The sequence below is a fragment of the Mucilaginibacter sp. Mucisp73 genome (assembly GCF_059491465.1).
Window position 1 is genome coordinate 1,275,498 of record NZ_CP168507.1, and the last position, 17,365, is coordinate 1,292,862.

General features: G+C 42.7%; 13 protein-coding genes. 7 read left to right on the top strand and 6 right to left on the bottom strand.

The window, feature by feature from the left end:
- Positions 1 to 45: 45 nt before the first annotated feature.
- A complete protein-coding gene (locus ACEN82_RS05580; protein ID WP_413323122.1) occupies positions 46 to 2,220 on the bottom strand; it encodes a glutamine synthetase III family protein in 2,175 nt (724 codons plus the stop codon).
- Positions 2,221 to 2,819: 599 nt separating this feature from the next.
- On the opposite strand from ACEN82_RS05580, the gene ACEN82_RS05585 reads away from it, so the two are divergent.
- The 3 genes from ACEN82_RS05585 (at position 2,820) to ACEN82_RS05595 (ending at position 6,471) form a co-directional block, all read left to right on the top strand.
- Positions 2,820 to 4,427 (top strand): ammonium transporter, encoded by a 1,608-nt coding sequence (locus ACEN82_RS05585; RefSeq protein WP_091174332.1) that lies wholly within the window; start codon positions 2,820 to 2,822, stop codon positions 4,425 to 4,427.
- A gap of 332 nt (positions 4,428 to 4,759) precedes the next feature.
- Positions 4,760 to 5,800: a porin gene (locus ACEN82_RS05590; RefSeq protein ID WP_090533026.1), complete on the top strand. Its 1,041-nt coding sequence runs from the start codon at positions 4,760 to 4,762 to the stop codon at positions 5,798 to 5,800.
- A 71-nt stretch (positions 5,801 to 5,871) separates the two neighbouring features.
- A complete protein-coding gene (locus ACEN82_RS05595) occupies positions 5,872 to 6,471 on the top strand; it encodes a DUF4468 domain-containing protein (protein WP_413323139.1) in 600 nt (199 codons plus the stop codon).
- Between the two features lie 125 nt (positions 6,472 to 6,596).
- On the opposite strand, the gene ACEN82_RS05600 is transcribed toward ACEN82_RS05595, so the two are convergent.
- On the bottom strand, positions 6,597 to 7,907 hold the full coding sequence (locus ACEN82_RS05600; protein ID WP_090533023.1) for an ammonium transporter: 1,311 nt from the start codon (positions 7,905 to 7,907) through the stop codon (positions 6,597 to 6,599).
- A 166-nt stretch (positions 7,908 to 8,073) separates the two neighbouring features.
- Between ACEN82_RS05600 and ACEN82_RS05605 the strand changes: the two genes are divergently transcribed.
- Together ACEN82_RS05605 and ACEN82_RS05610 are read left to right on the top strand one after the other, a co-directional pair.
- On the top strand, positions 8,074 to 8,196 hold the full coding sequence (locus ACEN82_RS05605; RefSeq protein WP_495644086.1) for a hypothetical protein: 123 nt from the start codon (positions 8,074 to 8,076) through the stop codon (positions 8,194 to 8,196).
- A 517-nt stretch (positions 8,197 to 8,713) separates the two neighbouring features.
- Entirely contained in the window at positions 8,714 to 9,550 is an 837-nt protein-coding gene (locus tag ACEN82_RS05610; RefSeq protein WP_413318330.1) for an energy transducer TonB, read from the top strand.
- 457 nt (positions 9,551 to 10,007) lie between these two features.
- Here ACEN82_RS05610 and ACEN82_RS05615 read toward each other — a convergent pair whose 3' ends face one another.
- The gene (locus tag ACEN82_RS05615) at positions 10,008 to 11,048 is read right to left on the bottom strand and encodes a hypothetical protein (RefSeq protein WP_413318328.1); all 1,041 of its coding nucleotides are present in this window, start codon (positions 11,046 to 11,048) and stop codon (positions 10,008 to 10,010) included.
- Positions 11,049 to 11,232: 184 nt separating this feature from the next.
- Positions 11,233 to 11,715: a YybH family protein gene (locus tag ACEN82_RS05620; RefSeq protein WP_413318326.1), complete on the bottom strand. Its 483-nt coding sequence runs from the start codon at positions 11,713 to 11,715 to the stop codon at positions 11,233 to 11,235.
- Between the two features lie 216 nt (positions 11,716 to 11,931).
- Here ACEN82_RS05620 and ACEN82_RS05625 point away from each other — a divergent pair, with 216 nt between their 5' ends.
- Positions 11,932 to 12,996, top strand: coding sequence for a cobalamin-independent methionine synthase II family protein (locus ACEN82_RS05625; RefSeq protein ID WP_413318324.1), 1,065 nt, complete (start codon positions 11,932 to 11,934; stop codon positions 12,994 to 12,996).
- Positions 12,997 to 13,341: 345 nt separating this feature from the next.
- On the opposite strand, the gene ACEN82_RS05630 is transcribed toward ACEN82_RS05625, so the two are convergent.
- Positions 13,342 to 14,733 (bottom strand): S41 family peptidase, encoded by a 1,392-nt coding sequence (locus ACEN82_RS05630; RefSeq protein WP_413318322.1) that lies wholly within the window; start codon positions 14,731 to 14,733, stop codon positions 13,342 to 13,344.
- A 231-nt stretch (positions 14,734 to 14,964) separates the two neighbouring features.
- Positions 14,965 to 15,831, bottom strand: a complete 867-nt coding sequence (bla, locus tag ACEN82_RS05635; protein ID WP_413318320.1) for a subclass B3 metallo-beta-lactamase — start codon at positions 15,829 to 15,831, stop codon at positions 14,965 to 14,967.
- 205 nt (positions 15,832 to 16,036) lie between these two features.
- Between bla and ACEN82_RS05640 the strand changes: the two genes are divergently transcribed.
- Complete coding sequence (locus ACEN82_RS05640; RefSeq protein WP_413318318.1) at positions 16,037 to 17,320, top strand: serine hydrolase domain-containing protein; 1,284 nt, start codon at positions 16,037 to 16,039, stop codon at positions 17,318 to 17,320.
- Positions 17,321 to 17,365 lie beyond the last annotated feature (45 nt).

Here is a 17,365-nt window from a genome sequence, read left to right on the forward strand (position 1 = left end):
GCTAACGTTTAACATCAGCGGCATTTGTATTTTAAAATCAAAGTTCTATTTAATAAACAACAACTCCCTGAATTTTGGCAGCGGCCATTGGCGGTCATCAACCAGTTGCTCCAGTTTATCAACGTGGTAGCGGATAGGCTGGAAGAACGATTTTACCTTTTCATCGTAATCAATAGCGCGCTGACGAAGGTCGTCGATAACGTTAGCTTTTTTGCGCTCGTTAACCATTTGCTCGGTATTGGTTTTAATGAAGTTCACATGCTCGGAGATCCTGTTAATAATGTCCAGCTGTGAAGCATAAGTTGCTTTATCCAGGCCAATATCTTTTAGTCCTTTTACATTTTCAATCAGTTTGCTTTGATAAGCAATTGCTGCCGGGATAATCACGTTCATCACCATTTCGCCAATTACGCGGGCTTCTATCTGTAGCTTTTTGTAGAAAGCATCAAGCAAGATCTCGTGACGTGCATGCGCTTCACGCACGGTAAATACGCCGGTTTCGGCAAAAAGATGTTCCGACTTGTCGTTTATTAAAGCATCCAGCGCTTTTGGTGTGGTTTTAACATTGGGTAAACCTCTTAGCGCGGCTTCTTTTTCCCATTCTTCGCTATAGCCATTTCCCTCAAAGCGGATGTTTTTTGATTCTTTGATGTACTTTTTGATCACCATTAATAAAGCCAGATCTTTTTTCTCGCCTTTTTTCATCAGCTTATCTACATCGTATTTGAATTTTTTAAGCTGATCTGCAACGATAAGGTTAAGAATGGTCATCGGGCTGGCCGAGTTGGCTGATGAGCCTACCGCGCGCAGCTCAAACTTGTTACCCGTAAAGGCAAAAGGCGAGGTACGGTTACGGTCGGTATTGTCAGGCAAAATTTGCGGGATCTTAGGGATGCCCTGCCATAACAGGTTTTCTTCTTTGATTTTTTTGCTGATGCGGGATGTTTCTATCTCATCAAGTACGTCGCTAAGCTGGCTGCCCAAAAATATAGATATAATGGCCGGAGGGGCTTCATTGGCGCCTAAACGGTGGTCATTGTTAACTGATGCAATGGATGCCCTTAACAGATCAGCATGCTCGTGTACCGCTTTTATGGTATTCACAAAAAAGGCCAGGAACATGAGGTTGTTTTTTGGCGTTTTGCCCGGCGATAACAGGTTTTTGCCTGTATTGGTTATCAGCGACCAGTTATTGTGCTTGCCCGAACCATTAAGGCCCGCATACGGTTTTTCATGAAGTAACACCTTAAAGTTATGGCGCCTGGCAACACGGTCCATCAAATCCATTAACAGTTGGTTATGGTCGATAGCGAGGTTAATCTCTTCATATATTGGTGCACATTCAAACTGGGATGGAGCAACTTCATTATGACGGGTTTTAAGCGGGATGCCTAATTGCAATGCTTCGGCTTCCATATCCTGCATGTAAGCATACACGCGCTCAGGTATCGAGCCAAAGTAATGATCTTCCAGTTGCTGGTTTTTGGCCGACATGTGGCCGAATAAAGTACGGCCGGTTAAATAAAGATCGGGACGGGCATTAAATAAGGCCAGGTCAACCAAAAAGTATTCCTGCTCAATACCTAATGACGCGTTTACCTTTTCAATGCCTTTATCAAAATAATGGCAAACATCAACGGCTGCTTTGTCAAGCACGTTCAGTGCCTTTAATAAAGGTACTTTATAATCAAGTGCTTCGCCGGTGTACGATACGAACACTGTTGGGATACACAGGGTACGCGCCATTAAAAAGGCAGGCGAAGAAGGGTCCCATGCGGTATAACCGCGGGCCTCAAATGTATTACGGATGCCGCCACTCGGGAAGCTTGAGGCATCAGGTTCCTGTTGTGCAAGGGCATCGCCCGAAAAACGTTCTATAGCGCCGCCATCTGCGGTGGGCTCAAAAAAAGCGTCATGTTTTTCGGCCGTAGTGCCGGTAAGCGGTTGAAACCAGTGTGTATAATGGGTTGCGCCTTTGCCTAAAGCCCAGGCTTTCATTGCCGAGGCTATCTGTTCTGCCAGGTCGCGCGGAATCGGCTCACCTTTTTCAATTGAATTTACAATTCCCTGGTAAGCCTCTGATGAAAGGTATTCCTTCATCTTCTTTTTATCAAAAACATTCGATCCGAAATAATCGGAAATTTTTGGTGAAGGCGGTTTTACTTCAGGGATAGTTCTTGAAAGTACATCCTGTAAGGCTTTAAAACGGATATTGGACATATTTTATGAGGTTTAAATAAAGGTTAGTGTTCAAAAATATAACTATCCTTTAAAATATCGGGCAAAATTAAGTGAAATATAACATACCACCTAATCATTAAAAAACTGATATAATTTAAAGGAAAGTCTTAATTCTTTTAAAAATTCTGCCTTAAATTAATAAAATCGTGTTTTTTTAATGTTTTTGGGCGTGTTTTTGCTTTTAAAACTGATTAATTGGTGTTTTAAACTGTAAAAATTAAATTTTTCAATTTTTTTTATGATTAAAATGAATTTAGATTGAAAATATCATTTTTAAATGTTTAAAAAATGACATTATAAGAGCCTTGTTTTTGCAATTTTCATAATTTTTCGATTTTTTACCATTAATTTATCATTAATAATTTGTTATTCTTAAAAATACTACCTAATTTCAGAAAATAATTTACGAAAACACACCAATTATTATGCTTTTTATAAAAAAAATGAAAAAGATTAAAGGCAGGATTGAAGATTTGGAGGTGAAAAGGGTTTTGTAATTCAGGATAGCAATCAAACTAAATTTAAATACAACAATCAAACTAATTAATTTTTAAAAAACAATCAAACTAAATTAAACGATGAAAGTAGGTTCTACAAAACACAACTTCCTAAGTGCAGTCCGACAGCTGACACGTGAAAAATGGGCGCTGGGAGCAACCATTTTTACAGGGAAAATGATTGGCTTATTGCTGGTGTTTGCCGCAATGATGGTTTTGCCAGGTGTATTTGGCACAAAAGCTAACGCTGCCGAAACGTACACCGCCCATGAAACAGCGTTAATTAACACGGTTAATACTGTTTGGACACTGGTTGCTGCCTTTTTGGTATTTGGTATGCAGGCGGGTTTTGTTATGCTCGAGGCTGGTTTCGCACGTAAGCGCGAAACAGTGAACGTGCTGATGGAGTGTATTTTTGATACTTGTCTTTGTGGTTTGCTATTTTACGCTATAGGTTATGCCTTTATGTTTGGCAACGGTAACGGCTTTATTGGCTGGGGTGGTGCTGATGGCAAAACCTGGTTCTTCCTTCAAAACACACCTGAAACTTATGGTTCGACCGGTATCCCGGTATTGGCACACTGGATATTCCAGTACGCTTTTGCTGATACCTGCTCAACCATCGTATCTGGTGCTATGATCGGTCGTACCAGCTTCCGCGGCGATATTCTTTACAGTATCGGTATTACTGGCTTTATCTATCCTATTATCGGTCACTGGGCTTGGGGTCCGGATGGTTTCCTTGCTACCATGGGAACTTCAGGCTTCTTTAAATCAATAAGCGCTCAGCCTTTCCGTGACTTTGCAGGTTCAACAGTAGTGCACACTATTGGTGGTGTGGCTTCTTTGGCTGGTGCAATGGTATTAGGCCCACGCTTAGGCAGGATATTTGCCCGCGATGATAAAGAAAAAGGCGGCTTGCCCCCAGGTCACAACTTATTGGTTGCTGCTGTAGGTGGTTTCTTACTTTGGTTTGGTTGGTATGGTTTTAACCCTGGTTCAACATTATCAGCAATGGATATGCAGGGTATCGGCCGCGTTGCTGCTAACACTACGCTTGCTGCCTGTGCCGGTGGTTTTACTGCTATGCTTGCTGCTTTATGGTTTGGCCCAACAAAAGGCAAATTTGATTTAGCCTTTACCATTAATGGTTTCCTTGCAGGTTTAGTTGCTATTACTTGTCCTTGTTACTGGGTAAGCCCATTCGGTGCTATTATGCTTGGTGCTATTTCAGGCTTCATCATCTTTGGTGGCGTTTATTTGATCGAATGGTTCCGTATCGATGATCCGGTTGGTGCAGTATCAGTACACGGCTTTAACGGTATCTGGGGTACAATTTCATTAGGTTTATTCGCTTCAGGTCAATATGGTGCTACAGGCCCAACAGGTGCTGATAACTCTGCTCCGGTAACAGGCTTGTTTTACGGCGGTGGTTTTGATGTATTAAAAGCTCAGCTGATCGGTAGTCTTACTATTACCCTTGCAGTATTCGCGGTTTCATATGTAATGATGTTTGTGATCAACAAATTAGGTCATCCATGGAAATTACGTATCGAAGAGCATGGTGAAACAGGTGCCGGTGGTATCGACGTATTTGACCACGGTATCGAAGTTTACCCAGTTCAGGATGATGAGATCAGCTTAAGCGGCCTTTTTGATAATGGCGCTAAGGTTGCTTCTGAAGCCTGATCATATAGGAGCTTAACAGCTTAAACAAAGATATTGATGCCTTGTGCGGTTGGAGAGTGGTAGTATTAGCCTGTTGCCTCAGTTTAAAGTCGGGAGTTTATTTCTGACTTTAAACTAAGGTGGTGGCTTAAGACTAAACAGCATTTCATATTAAAACAACAGTAGTTGTTTAAATGGACGTTGCCGTTGCCAATCGTGCAGGGATTTTTTATGCCGACACATAAACTATTCTTTTAACTGCAAGGTATTGATAATCAAATAATAACAGTGTATCTCCCCGAAAAAAACAACAATTAACAAATAGTTTATCAATTCACAATTAAATCGTTATCATGAAAAAAGTATTTCTACTCTTCTCATTTTTTTCAATTGCAGCCTTTACGGTTAAAGCTCAGGACACGGTTAAAACAACCTCAGATTCTCCTCTGGTGATCTACGGTTCGGTAGATACCTATTATAAATATGATTTTTCTGATAAGGGTTCGCAAATCCCTACCAGCTTTGCAAGTGACCATAATTCAGTATCAATTGGTATGATTGACCTGGGCTTGAAGAAAAAAGTTGGTAAAGCAGCTTTTGTGGGCGAGCTTTCATTTGGTCCGCGTGGCCAGGCCCAATCAATTCCTAATGGTCCTAATGGCGATTCATTCCATATTCAAAATTTGTATGTATCATATGATTTAACCGATAAATTAAACCTTACCGGTGGTTATATGGCTACCTTTATTGGTTATGAGGTTATTAGCCCGGTAGGTAACTTTAACTACTCTACTTCCTATTTATTTACCAATGGTCCGTTCCAAAATCCTGGTGTTAAATTAACTTACGCGTTTAGTGATAAAGTAAGTTTAATGGCCGGTATTTTTAATGATACCTGGAACAATTATACTTCAACGCATAAGGTAAATACTTTCGGCTCACAGTTGTTTGTATCTCCTGTTAAAGGATGGACTGCTTATCTTAACCTTGCTACCGGAAGTACTTCAGGTACCGAAGTTGATTTAACAACCGCTTATCAAATTACTGATGCCTTTAAACTGGGCTTAAACGGCGCTACTTATTCAGCTCCGCATGATGGCGGCGGTTTTAGCGGCGTTGCTTTATATCCGCAGTTAGCAGTATCAAAAACAGTAACTTTAGGTTTAAGGGGCGAGTACTTTAAAACTAAAAAAGGTGATTTAGTAACTTTAGGCCCTCCTCCGGGACAAAATGTTAAAGCATTTACCTTTACTGCAAATATCAAATCAGGCCCGCTTACTTTCATTCCTGAAATCAGGTTAGATCACGGCTCATCTACTTCATTCCTGAACCACTCTGGCGATCCTTCGAAATCAGCCGGTCAGTTTGCTGTAGCTGCTGTGTACGCTTTCTAAAAAAAATAATTTAATCTATTTTTATCACGAGCCGTTCCGGAATTATCCGGAGCGGCTTTTATATTTGTTACATGAAAAAGATATTATTAGGCTTTGTCGGTCTCCTTTTTTCATCCGGCGCTTTTGCGCAAAAGGATTCGCTGGCTTTTGATGAGAATAATAAATACATTTATTATAAAACGGTTGACCAGGCCGGCTCCATTGCAGATTCGCTTTATAGCAGGGGATTGTATTTTTTAACTAAGGCCTATCCTAAAAAGGTGCTTAAACTGGCAAAGGCCGATAAGGATGGCAATGCGCTTACCGGTACGGGTATTTTTTTGGTCAACAAAAAAGGCCTGATGGGTAATAGTGAAGGCGGTGAGCTAAGCTATACGCTTAAAGTAGAGGTAAAAGATGGCAAATACCGTTATTGGTTAACGGATTTTGTTTATCAGCCATATCAGCGCAACCGTTATGGTAATGTGGAGCATATGCATGGCAAGGACGTCGCCCTGGAAAAGGCATCCGAAAAATTATCAAAGGTTGATTTTAACGCCTGTTTAAACCAGGTGCTGAGCAACAGTAAGCATGTAGGTGATAATTTAAAGGCTTATATGCTTAAAACCTCGTCGCTTGAGAAGCCTGCGGAAGTTAAAAAAGTAAAAAGGGTATCTACTAAAGAATGGTAATTTTTTTGAGATTGCAGTTGCAGTAACTAATGCGCAAGATGAAATAAAAGAGCCGCACGCTGTAAAGGGTGCGGCTTATTTTTTATGTTGTTAATTGAGTTTAATCAGGTAGGGTAGGATCTGGTTTACAGTTCTTCGTCGTGCTGACTGATGTCCAGGCCCGCAAGCTCTTCTTCTGGTGTTACACGCAGTGTGCTGATCATGTCGGTGATCTTTAATAAGATGAATGAGCCGAAGAAAGCGAAGGCTGATACGCCTACAAGGGTAATTAAGTGAATGATGAAAAGGTGCGTTTCGCCGTAAAATAAACCATTGCCGGTTGTATTGGCGGCGTTTACGTTTTGGTGTGCAAATACACCGGTTAATAACATGCCTACCATACCGCCTACGCCATGGCATGGGAATACATCGAGGGTATCATCAATGCTGGTTTTTGTTCTCCAGATCACAACCAGGTTACTTACTACTGCTGCTACGATACCGATAATTAATGAATGGGGAATAGTTACATAGCCCGCTGCCGGGGTGATAGCCACCAAACCTACAACCGCGCCGATACAAGCACCTAATACACCTGGTTTTTTACCGCGAAGGATATCAAAGAACATCCAGGCCATAGCAGCCGCGGCTGATGCTGTAGTGGTTGTTGCCAAAGCGGTTGCTGCTAATGTGCCCGAGCCAAGGGCCGAACCCGCGTTAAAGCCAAACCAGCCAAACCATAATAAGCCTGTTCCTAATAATACATAACTGATCCGGGCCGGGTTATGAGAGGTTTCATTACGGCCTTTTAAATATATGGCTGATGCCAAAGCTGCCCAGCCTGCACTCATGTGCACCACGGTGCCGCCGGCAAAGTCAAGTACACCTTTTCCGAAAAGGAAGCCTTTTGGATGCCAGGTAGCGTGAGCCAAGGGGGCATATATAAACACCATGAACAGGCAAAGGAAAATAACATAAGAGTTGAAGCGGATCCTTTCGGCAAACGCGCCGGTGATGAGGGCCGGGGTAATAACCGCAAATTTTAGCTGGAACATAGCAAATAGTATCAGCGGGATAGTTGGGGCCAGTTCCCAGGTGGCGTTGCCCAATGTGCCTTTCATCATAAAGAAAGTGCCGGGATTACCGATAAAGCCACCAAACTCATCTTCGCCAAAGGCGAGACTAAAGCCGAATATTACCCATATAACAGTAATTACACCCATACAAACAAAGCTTTGCAGCATGGTTGACAGTACGTTTTTTTTGCTCACCATACCGCCATAAAAAAATGCCAGGCCAGGGGTCATGATCAGTACAAGGGCGGTACTTACTAATAGCCAGGCGGTATCACCTGTATCAATTTTGCTGTCTTTAATGGTTGTAAGCGTAACTGAAGGGTATAGAAGGGCTAATACAATTACAATTAAAAGTATGCCGAAGGGTATGAATTTTTTCATGTTTTGGGTTTAAGGGAGGAAAAAATGGAGGTTTGAATAATACTGCCCGATATCCAATCAAAAATACCGGACAGCATTAAAACTAAATTTTTTTAAAAAACAATAAATCCTGCATGCTTAATCAGAGCATGAGGGTTGGTTTATTGTTTTTTGCCTACCAAAAATCGTGAAACGGAAAAAGGATGAGTTTGCGGAACCTGGAGAGCTTACTTGTATCCAGTTCGCAAATGAAATCAAGGTATTTAAATTTAATGGCGTAGCCGCCGGGCATTGCTACAAAGGCCTGTAAAGAATGTGCACCCCTATGCTGGTGTATATTAATAGCGGGCGTGAGTGCATTATTGAGTGCGAATTCAAAATTTAACGGGCGATGATGCGGGATTGTCGCAGATATCGTCGTTTTTTTTGTGGTTTTGTGGTAATAATGGTATAATCCACCCTTAGCGGATGCAGTTAAGCCACTAAAGAGTAAAAAAAATAAGGCGATAAGTTTATAAAGCCTGTTAACCATATCTAAAAGTAATAAAAAAATAAAATAACTGCACTTTTTTTTAAAATATTTTAAGTTTTTGATGGTTTATATATAAAAATTAAGTTTAAATGAATGTTTTTGTGCTGTTTTTATTTAATTGATAAAAAAAATGGACTTGGTTATTGATTTTTAAACAGATTATTATGATTTGATGGTTTTTGCAGGAAGATGAAAATTTGATGAAAACTTAGGCGAAATTATTTTTGATAAATTTGATTTTATACAAAATATAATATAAGTATATTCGTTATAACTGAAATTTAATTCTGAAAATATGCTTATCACCAAATTTGATTTGTACAATGCCGAGTGGCTCGACCTTGTATTTGACCATCGCAACAAAAATTACGGCGCTTATGAATTAAGACAAAGCTATGGGCGTACCATGACAAAATCCATGGGGATCGCCTTTGCGGCAGTAGCCCTTTTATCGGCTGCAGCCATTATTTTTAAGGCAAAGCCGAAGCCAATTGATAATAGACGGACAATTGAAGTGACACTTGATCCTTCCATCCCCAAACCACCTGTTGAGGCTAAACCTAAGCAGCCGGATGCTTCAGCACCGGTTGAACATCAAAAGCCCGATGCTCCTATTGAAACTAAAGGCTTTACTACTCCGCATATAGTTCCAACTGATCCGCCAACAGACCCGCCAACTATTACCGATTTGAAAGATGCAGCTATTGGGCCGGCTGATGTAAAAGGAACTCCTGGAGGAAACACTGTTATTGAGCAGCCTCAGCAAGGGGGAGGTGGCGGTGGCGCCGGAAAAGGAGAGGAGGTTGTTACTGATTTCGGTGGGCTTGAAGTTATGCCCGAACCCGTTGGCGGGGCTGCAGCCTGGGCTAAGTTTTTGCAAAAAAACCTACGCTTTCCGGGAGCCGCACAAGATGCGGGTGTTTCAGGCAAAGTTCTTCTGAGTTTCATTATTGAAAAAGATGGCACTTTATCAAATATAAAGGTGGACCGTCCTGCCGGCTATGGTTTTGATGAGGAAGCTTTACGTGTACTTAAATTAGCCAAAGCCTGGAAGCCTGGTGTGCAAAACGGCCAGAATGTACGGGTTAGGTACAGTATCCCAATAAGCTTTCAGTTAGCGACAGAAGAATAGGTAATAATTTGCTGTGTGTTTTTAATTAAATGTGTGTTATATGGTAGCTAACTGTTTCGGCCCCGCTTACGCGGGGCTTTTTGTTATCCATCATGCCTCCCGGAAGTTGTTTATGAACAGGTAAAACATTTTTTTGGTAGAGACGCATGTGATGCGTCTCTACCAAAAAAAAACAAAATGCGCCATTGCAAATAACCACCCTGGGGAACCCGGAAAAAGTTGCGGTGATGTATAAAATAGGTTTTAACGATGGTGAGCGGGGGGGGGGCGCGTTAGTGATAAGAGCGGATACCGGCCAATGAGCATAAGGCCTGCAGGCGTATGAGCGTATAGCACGGCCGCAGGCAACGCCCATATTTATAATATTGATCGAGAAAACACATTTAACGAATCAGTAACTTACAGTCGCGGTATTATAAGTAATGAAACTATGAGGCCTTATCTAATAAAATCTTAATCAGGCTGTTTTCAAAAAGCCTCTTAATACCTCATTATATAAAGACTGTGCCGAAACTATCGCCGAGTATTTTCCACTTTCTGTTATTACAATAAAAGGATCTTCATTGGCAAACAGGGCGTTTGTTTGCTGCTCATTATCCCAGTTTTTGTCTATCTGTTTTTTTATCAGTACCGGCTTAAATAAATTATCAAGGTGTACGGTGCTGATATGCTTTGCGCCGCCCGTGCTTTCAATAGTTTGGCCAAGTTCGTTTTGTAAAAGTTGCTCGGCTAATAATTCGTTAGGTAAACCGGTGGTGGTTGAAAATGCCATCCAGGCGTGGCTTAGGGCAAGGATACCCTGCATCCAGGGCGGTGGCGGCGGAGCATTATAATAACTGCCGGGCGGCAAGAGGGCTAAGGGGCCTAATAATGCCCATTGCGCGGCAGCCGCACGGGCGGCATAAAAGGTTCTTAAATATCGCGGGTCTTCTTTTAGCAGCTGTTCCAGGAGGTCGCCGGGGCGGGCCCAGCCTAAATAAGTTTGCTCTCTTGCTTCGACAGTTGCTACAAAAACAATTTTATCGGGTTTTTTAAGGCGGTCGGCGCCGGCCAGCAAAACTAACAACCGGGTTTCCCACCAGGCGTGCCCATCTTCAAGGTCGATCACCGCGACGCCCGAAGAAGTAGCCGCGCGCAGTGTTTCGAGGATATTGGAGGTGCCGCTGTCGGCAACATACTGTCCCCGTACCCCAATATTGGCGGGCACGGTAAAACCCGAATTTGACAGTTGCTGGATTTTTGAAAAGTCGATCTTGAGGTCGCCATAGCCTATGCTGCCCCCGCGCTCAATAACTACGTTGAGGATTGCGAGGACGATAGGGAGCAGGCTAAGGATAAAAATTCCGATCAAGACGGTGTTATTGGCCGAGTCGGCAGGCCAGCCTGTATAAACACGGAGCACCCCCGTGAGCAGCAGGAGTACCAATAAAACAACAACGGCGGTAATGATACTCACCTTTGGCGTAAACGGCCAAAAACTATGATCACGCGGTTTCATTTATTTCGCCAATTGTGCTTGCGTAAATTCTAATTGCTGGTTGGTATGGTTTTATTGTTGTTAGATGAATGAAATTATATATAAATTATTGAAAAACAATGCGTTAAATCACGTTTTAGGTGTGCGGTTTTTACGCGAATGTAAAAAGCGGCGTTATTTTACTGACAGCTGAGCCTGAACAGGATTATTTTGCACCTTCAGGAGCAGCCTGGGCCATTTCCCTTATGGAAACCCAGCCGTAGGGACTGTTTTTATACCTGACAAAAACGGTCATTGACCGACCCCGGCCTACAGACGACTTGCCGCCATTTACCGGTGTTGCCCTAAACGCGAATATGCAGGTTTCGATAATGGTGTTGCCATTAAACGCGGTACTTTCAACCTGGTTCTGGATTAATTCCATCCTGGATGTACGGAACATGGCCGTTAACTGCCGGGCCAGCTGCGTGCGGCCGGTAACCACATTGCTGCCGCCAAAATATTTAACAATATCGGGATGGTGCAGCGCTACTATAGCCTTTACGTCACTGTGAGCAAAAGCCGTAGTAAAAGCGGCCTTGGTTTTTTGAAGGGCAAGTTTGTCGGCGGCAAGGTTATCGCTTTGGGGTGCTGACGAGCAACCGCAAAATATTAAAACGATGAAAATAAGGCAGCGTGATGTTTTCATACCGGCTATTGGTTTTTGATAACAAAATAGCGAATGTTAACGGTATGGATTTCGGAAATTGATGATTGTATTGGGATAATTGACGACATGCGGGTTGGGAGGGGCGAGTGGGGCGTATATTGATATAGTGTGCATTGAATCATTATAATTTATTTACCCATAATACTTTACCATAGGTTTCATTTGTTAACTTTATAAATCAATCTTAACCTATATATGAAAATACTTACCGAACCCATCGGGAGCATTCCGCGCCCGGTTTATTTGCAACAAGCCGTGACCGCCTTTGCGGGCGGACAAATTAAAGCCGACGAATTAAACAACCTGTTCGACCGGGCTACACGGGAAACTATTCAGGAACTGGAAGCAACAGGTTCACCCGTGATTAGTGATGGCGAGCAATCAAAACCAAGCTTTGTTACTTACCCAATGCAGGGTTTTAAAAACTTTGCTGCTGATGGCGTGGTGATCCCCTTTGCTGACGGACATACCCGCCAGTTACCCAAACTAACTGCCGGCCCATTTCATTACACTACTTTTGCAAACTCATACCTAAACCAAGCCAAAAAGTATGCTAATTTGCCGGTGAAGCAGGCTGTTATTTCCTGCTCGGCCATGAGCCTGCTTTATCCGCAGGAGGGCATCGACGGTTATTCGCGCGATCAGTTCCTTGCCGATTTGGTGAACGATGCGGTGTATGATATCCGCTCATGCCTTGAAAGCGGCGCTTATAATGTACAAATTGATTTTACCGAAGCCCGCTTGGCCATTAAGTTAGACCCCAGCAAACAACTGCTATCGGCTTTTATCGACCTCAATAACAAGGTGCTCGACCGCTTCACTGCCGAAGAACAGAAGAAAATTGGCGTACACACCTGCCTCGGCGGTGATCATGACTCAACCCATAGCGCCGATATTTCTTATACGGAACTGCTCCCGCTGCTGTTTAAACTCCATGCCGGTAATTTTTACCTGGAATATGCTGCCGAAAAGGATAAGAAAACGGTGCTTAATGCTATTAAAGAAAACCTTGGAGCAGGCCAGCGGGTATTTCTTGGTGTTACCGATGTGATTAATCCCAGAATAGAAACTGCCGAAGAAGTAAGCGACCTGATCCTGGAAGCTGCGCAGGTGATTCCCATCCAGCAGCTCGGCACTACCGACGATTGCGGCTTTTCGCCATTTGGTGATGATACTTCAACTGCGAGGGAAATTGCTTTTGCCAAGATCCGCGCCAGGGTTGAGGGGACTAAGCTGGCGGAGAAGGTATTGGGGAGGTAGAAGGTTTAAATATCTGATACTGATTCAAGTTTAGCGATAGCGTAACCTGGACCTAAAACAATGTAATCATCCTGCTTGCGGTTTAAGTTGATATTTTTTTTTATGGATTTGTGTTAAGCTGAAAGCTTAACACATTTTAGGAGCTAACTGTATTTGGTGCTGAAAAAAAGGGAATAAAAACAGCACAGCCGTTACTATAAAAGTATCGGCTGTTTTAATAAATTTAAGTGCGAAAGAAATTTTTATATGGCTAATTATACCAAGTTGGGCACAATTTAAGGAGTTGTGCTCCAAAGCGCCGGATAGCCTCATTTGCTGCTTAACACATATGAGAGATTGTGCCTTTTAGTGTTCCAATGTTTCCTGGGCTTTTTTGATCCAATCGTCTTTTTCCTGCAAATAAACGGCGGGCTTTATACCCGTTTCATCAATTCCCTGGCCTACATCCACGCGGCGGCTACGCGAGGAAGAATAATGAAGAACGTACGGCATGCAAGAAAACGGAGCTTGTAGTACGTTGGAATAATCGAGCGTTCCTGATGTGTTCTGCCCCATCAGCGTAACTTTTTTACTTTGGCGACTTTGTAGTAAAAACTCTTCGGTAGTACTGGCGCAATTATTATCAATTAATATAACAACCTTAGCTGGGTTGGGCTGTATTTTGTATCCGGTGATGTCAAAATCGTTAGCATTCATTACCATTTTACCCCTGTTTGCTTCAAGCGAGGCAACTGTTTTTCTGAGCGATTGTTTGTTTTCTTCGGATCTGTCATTGTCATTTAATATATTTTTCCAGCCGGCTATATTGGCATCGGTAGACAGCAGATCATTACCTATATGTTTAATCGGGCCGGTATACACCAAATCCATTAAGGGGGTAAAGGTATAGTCGGCGCCGCCGCCATTGCCCCTTAAATCTAAAACCAAATTAGGGGTGTTTGAAAGTATCGCTGTATTTGCCTTAACAATAGAATCAATGTTTGTTGCATTTGACGGAGAAAAGGTTGATATTTTCAAATAGCTGGTTTTATCAGATAGTTTACGGAACGCCACCGGCTCGTATTTGGATGAGGCGGACTCAGTAACTGTAGTCCCCTCGCGATGCCAATCGCCATAAATCCGGTTGCCTTTAAAATAAAACCCTTCTACTTTTGGCATCCCGTTAAGTATATATAATATACCACGCCCAATACTGTCATTAACCATTTTAGCTTCCCATTTGATCATGCCTGGTTTCCATCCCGGCAGGTTGGAGCTTATAATCACAGCCAGATAGTCGTGCAAGGGTGTTTTATCTTTTATTACCGCTATCTTATATTTGGCCGGATCATGAAAATCATAAATACCCTCAAAGCCTTTGGATTTTCTTAATTCGGCAATTTTTTCTGCTGTTATAGGAACGATCTCCCGGTTTGCTATATACGCCGAATCAATTTTAGTTGCATCAAATTTAACACCAACGGATACATGGTGATCTTTAAATTTGTCAAGGTATTGGGCGATGATCAGGAGACAATGTTCATTGGCATGAGGCTTTTTTGCAAGCCCGATATATTCACTGAGCATTTTATCGTAGCCGGCTTTAGTCATCAGTGCCTGCTTGTCCTTAAAACCGGCGTAATTCTTTTCCATAAAGCCGGCGATATATTTTACTTCGGTTTCACAGTTACAGGTTTGCGAAAAAGCACGGCAAGCGATAAGTGTTAAAGTAAATAGTAAGGCGATTTTTCTGATCATTGCGAAAGGCTTAAGTTTTACCGTAAGTTACAATAAAACACTTTACTTCAAAGCAGAATAACAAAATAGTTACTGAAAATATATATGCTATGCATATTTATGACCCGAACGCGGGGCACAATCAAAGACGCTTGCGGGAGCCTCGATTGTATACCTCAGATATGCAGCTTGATATTCATATTTGATGTTACGCTGTTGCTAAACCTTCGACCAGTAAACGATCCCCCCAAATTATTTTACCGCCATTTTCTTATCATACTCATCCTGCAGTTCATTTATTTCATCGTAATAATTCTTCTTATCAGCAAAAACCATCGGATTATAAGGGCTGCCGGGCTTGTGTTTGCTGAGGAGATCAAATTGGGAACCATGGGATGCTAACCAAAGATCAAATTTTAACCCCTTCATTGCTTTTAAGGTATACGCATAGTCATTGGCGATGCCGGGATAGGAAGAGATATCTGAAAACTTTTTATCGGTAACGATAGTGGGCATGTTGGCGATCAAAACCCTGTAGTTTCGTTTATTATCTTTTACATCAAATAAATAGCTGCAGGACCCTTTGGTATGGCCCGGATGGTGAAGTACAGTTAGTTTCATGTTCCCCAGCTTAATACTATCGCTGTTGTGTAAAATACGGTCTGCTTTTACAGGCCTGAATGTGCGCACATCCCCTTTAAGATCATAATCGGAAAGCCCCCCGTCGGCTGCTACCGCCGCGTCGCCTTCATCTACCATCATTTTGGCTTTTGTGATCTTCTTTATTGCCGCCATCGCGCCCATGTGATCAAAGTGTGCCTGGGTTGTTAAAAGGATTTTTGTGTCTGAAATCCTGAATCCCAGGGTTTTGATATTTGCTGTGATTTGCTGTTCGGAAGACGCAAGCCCGGTATTGATCAGGATATTGCCCGCTGAAGTGGTGATGAGATAACAAGCCAGATCGGCAGTGCCCACATAATAAAGATTGCCCGCGATTTGAAAAGGCGGAAAGGAGCGGGTCCATTCCGGGTGCTTTGCTGCTGATGGTTCCAGTACTCTTTGCGCCTGGGCTATTAAAGCGTTGCAGAAAAATAATAACAGGATAAGCGTTTGTTTCATTTCATCAATCTTTTAAAGGTGAAAGGATTTATTTATGCGCGCATTGTGCTGCAACAAAAATGCAACAAACTCGAAAGTATTTGCAACATACGCGTAAGTGTTTTTTTTACCGGTAATGTAGCTTTGTAAGCTAATTGCATTTGCGTTATAGCCCCGGCAACAAAGCCTGCAATTTACACTAAACCTAATATCCATTAAATACCCTATGAAAAACACTTATCCATCCGGGCTTTATAGTCTGTCGATTAATGCTTTGAAAATCAGTAAATTAATTATTGTTTCTGGTCTGTTGCTTTTTGCCGCCTGCAAAAAGGACGCGCCATCTGTAACTAAAACAAACAATGGTGCAGATACAATCGGTAAAGGAACGGGAACGGGCACCGGAACAGGCACAGGTGGAGGAGGGGGGACCGTTATCGACACCCTAACCCCCAGCAAGGTTGCTGTTGCCGCTTTAGATGATGAGGTAAATACCTTTATGACTACTTATGATGTACCGGCGGTATCCGTAGCGATTACCAAAGGCGAGAAACTGGTTTACCTGAAAGCTTACGGCGTAAGCGATAAATCTAAAAGTACCAAAGCTGTTATTAGCGACCGTTACCGGTTGGCCAGCTGTTCAAAACAATTCACGGCGGTTGCCATCATGAAACTGCTGGAGCAGGGCAAAATAAAGCTATCGGACAAAGTATTTGGCGATGGCGCTATTTTAGGTAAAACCTATGGTACTAAAGCCTATGGTTTACACATTACCGATATTACGGTTGATGAGTTGCTGCACCACACCTCAGGCGGCTGGGGGAATGAAACAGATGACCCGATGTTCAGTAACCCGACAATGACGACGGCGCAGCTCATTACCTGGACTTTAGATAACCGCCCGCTCGATCATGTACCGGGCACCAATTACGACTACTCTAACTTTGGATATTGCATATTGGGGCGTGTAATAGAAAAAATTACCGGAAAAACCTATGCTGAGGCTGTAAAAACATTGGTTTTAACTCCAATCGGAATTACTGATATGACTATTGGCGGCAACACACTGGCCGATAAACAGGCTAAAGAAGTTACCTATTACGGTCAATCCGGAGAGGATCCTTATGCTTATAATATTACGCGGATGGATGCGCACGGGGGCTGGGTTGCTACCGCTGCCGACCTGGCCAGGTTCCTGGTTTATATTGATAAATTTCCCGTAAGGCCAGATATCCTTACCCCGGCTTCGCTAACCACCATGTATACCGGCTCAACGGCCAATGCAGGTTATGGATGCGGTTGGGCCATTGCAGGCGATAGCTATTTTCACCAGGGAAGCTTGCCGGGTACGGCTACAGAACAAGCCCGTTTGGGTAACGGGTTTAATTTTGTGATCCTGACCAACACACGCAGTTTCAAAGCTAATTTCGATTTTGCCCTTGATCAGATCTTCTGGAAGGCGTTCGCCAAAAACCCAACCTGGGCTACAGGGGATCTGTTTCTTAAATAGTAATAGTTAATAGTTAATTGGCTGCATCCCCTCACCGGTTGGGAG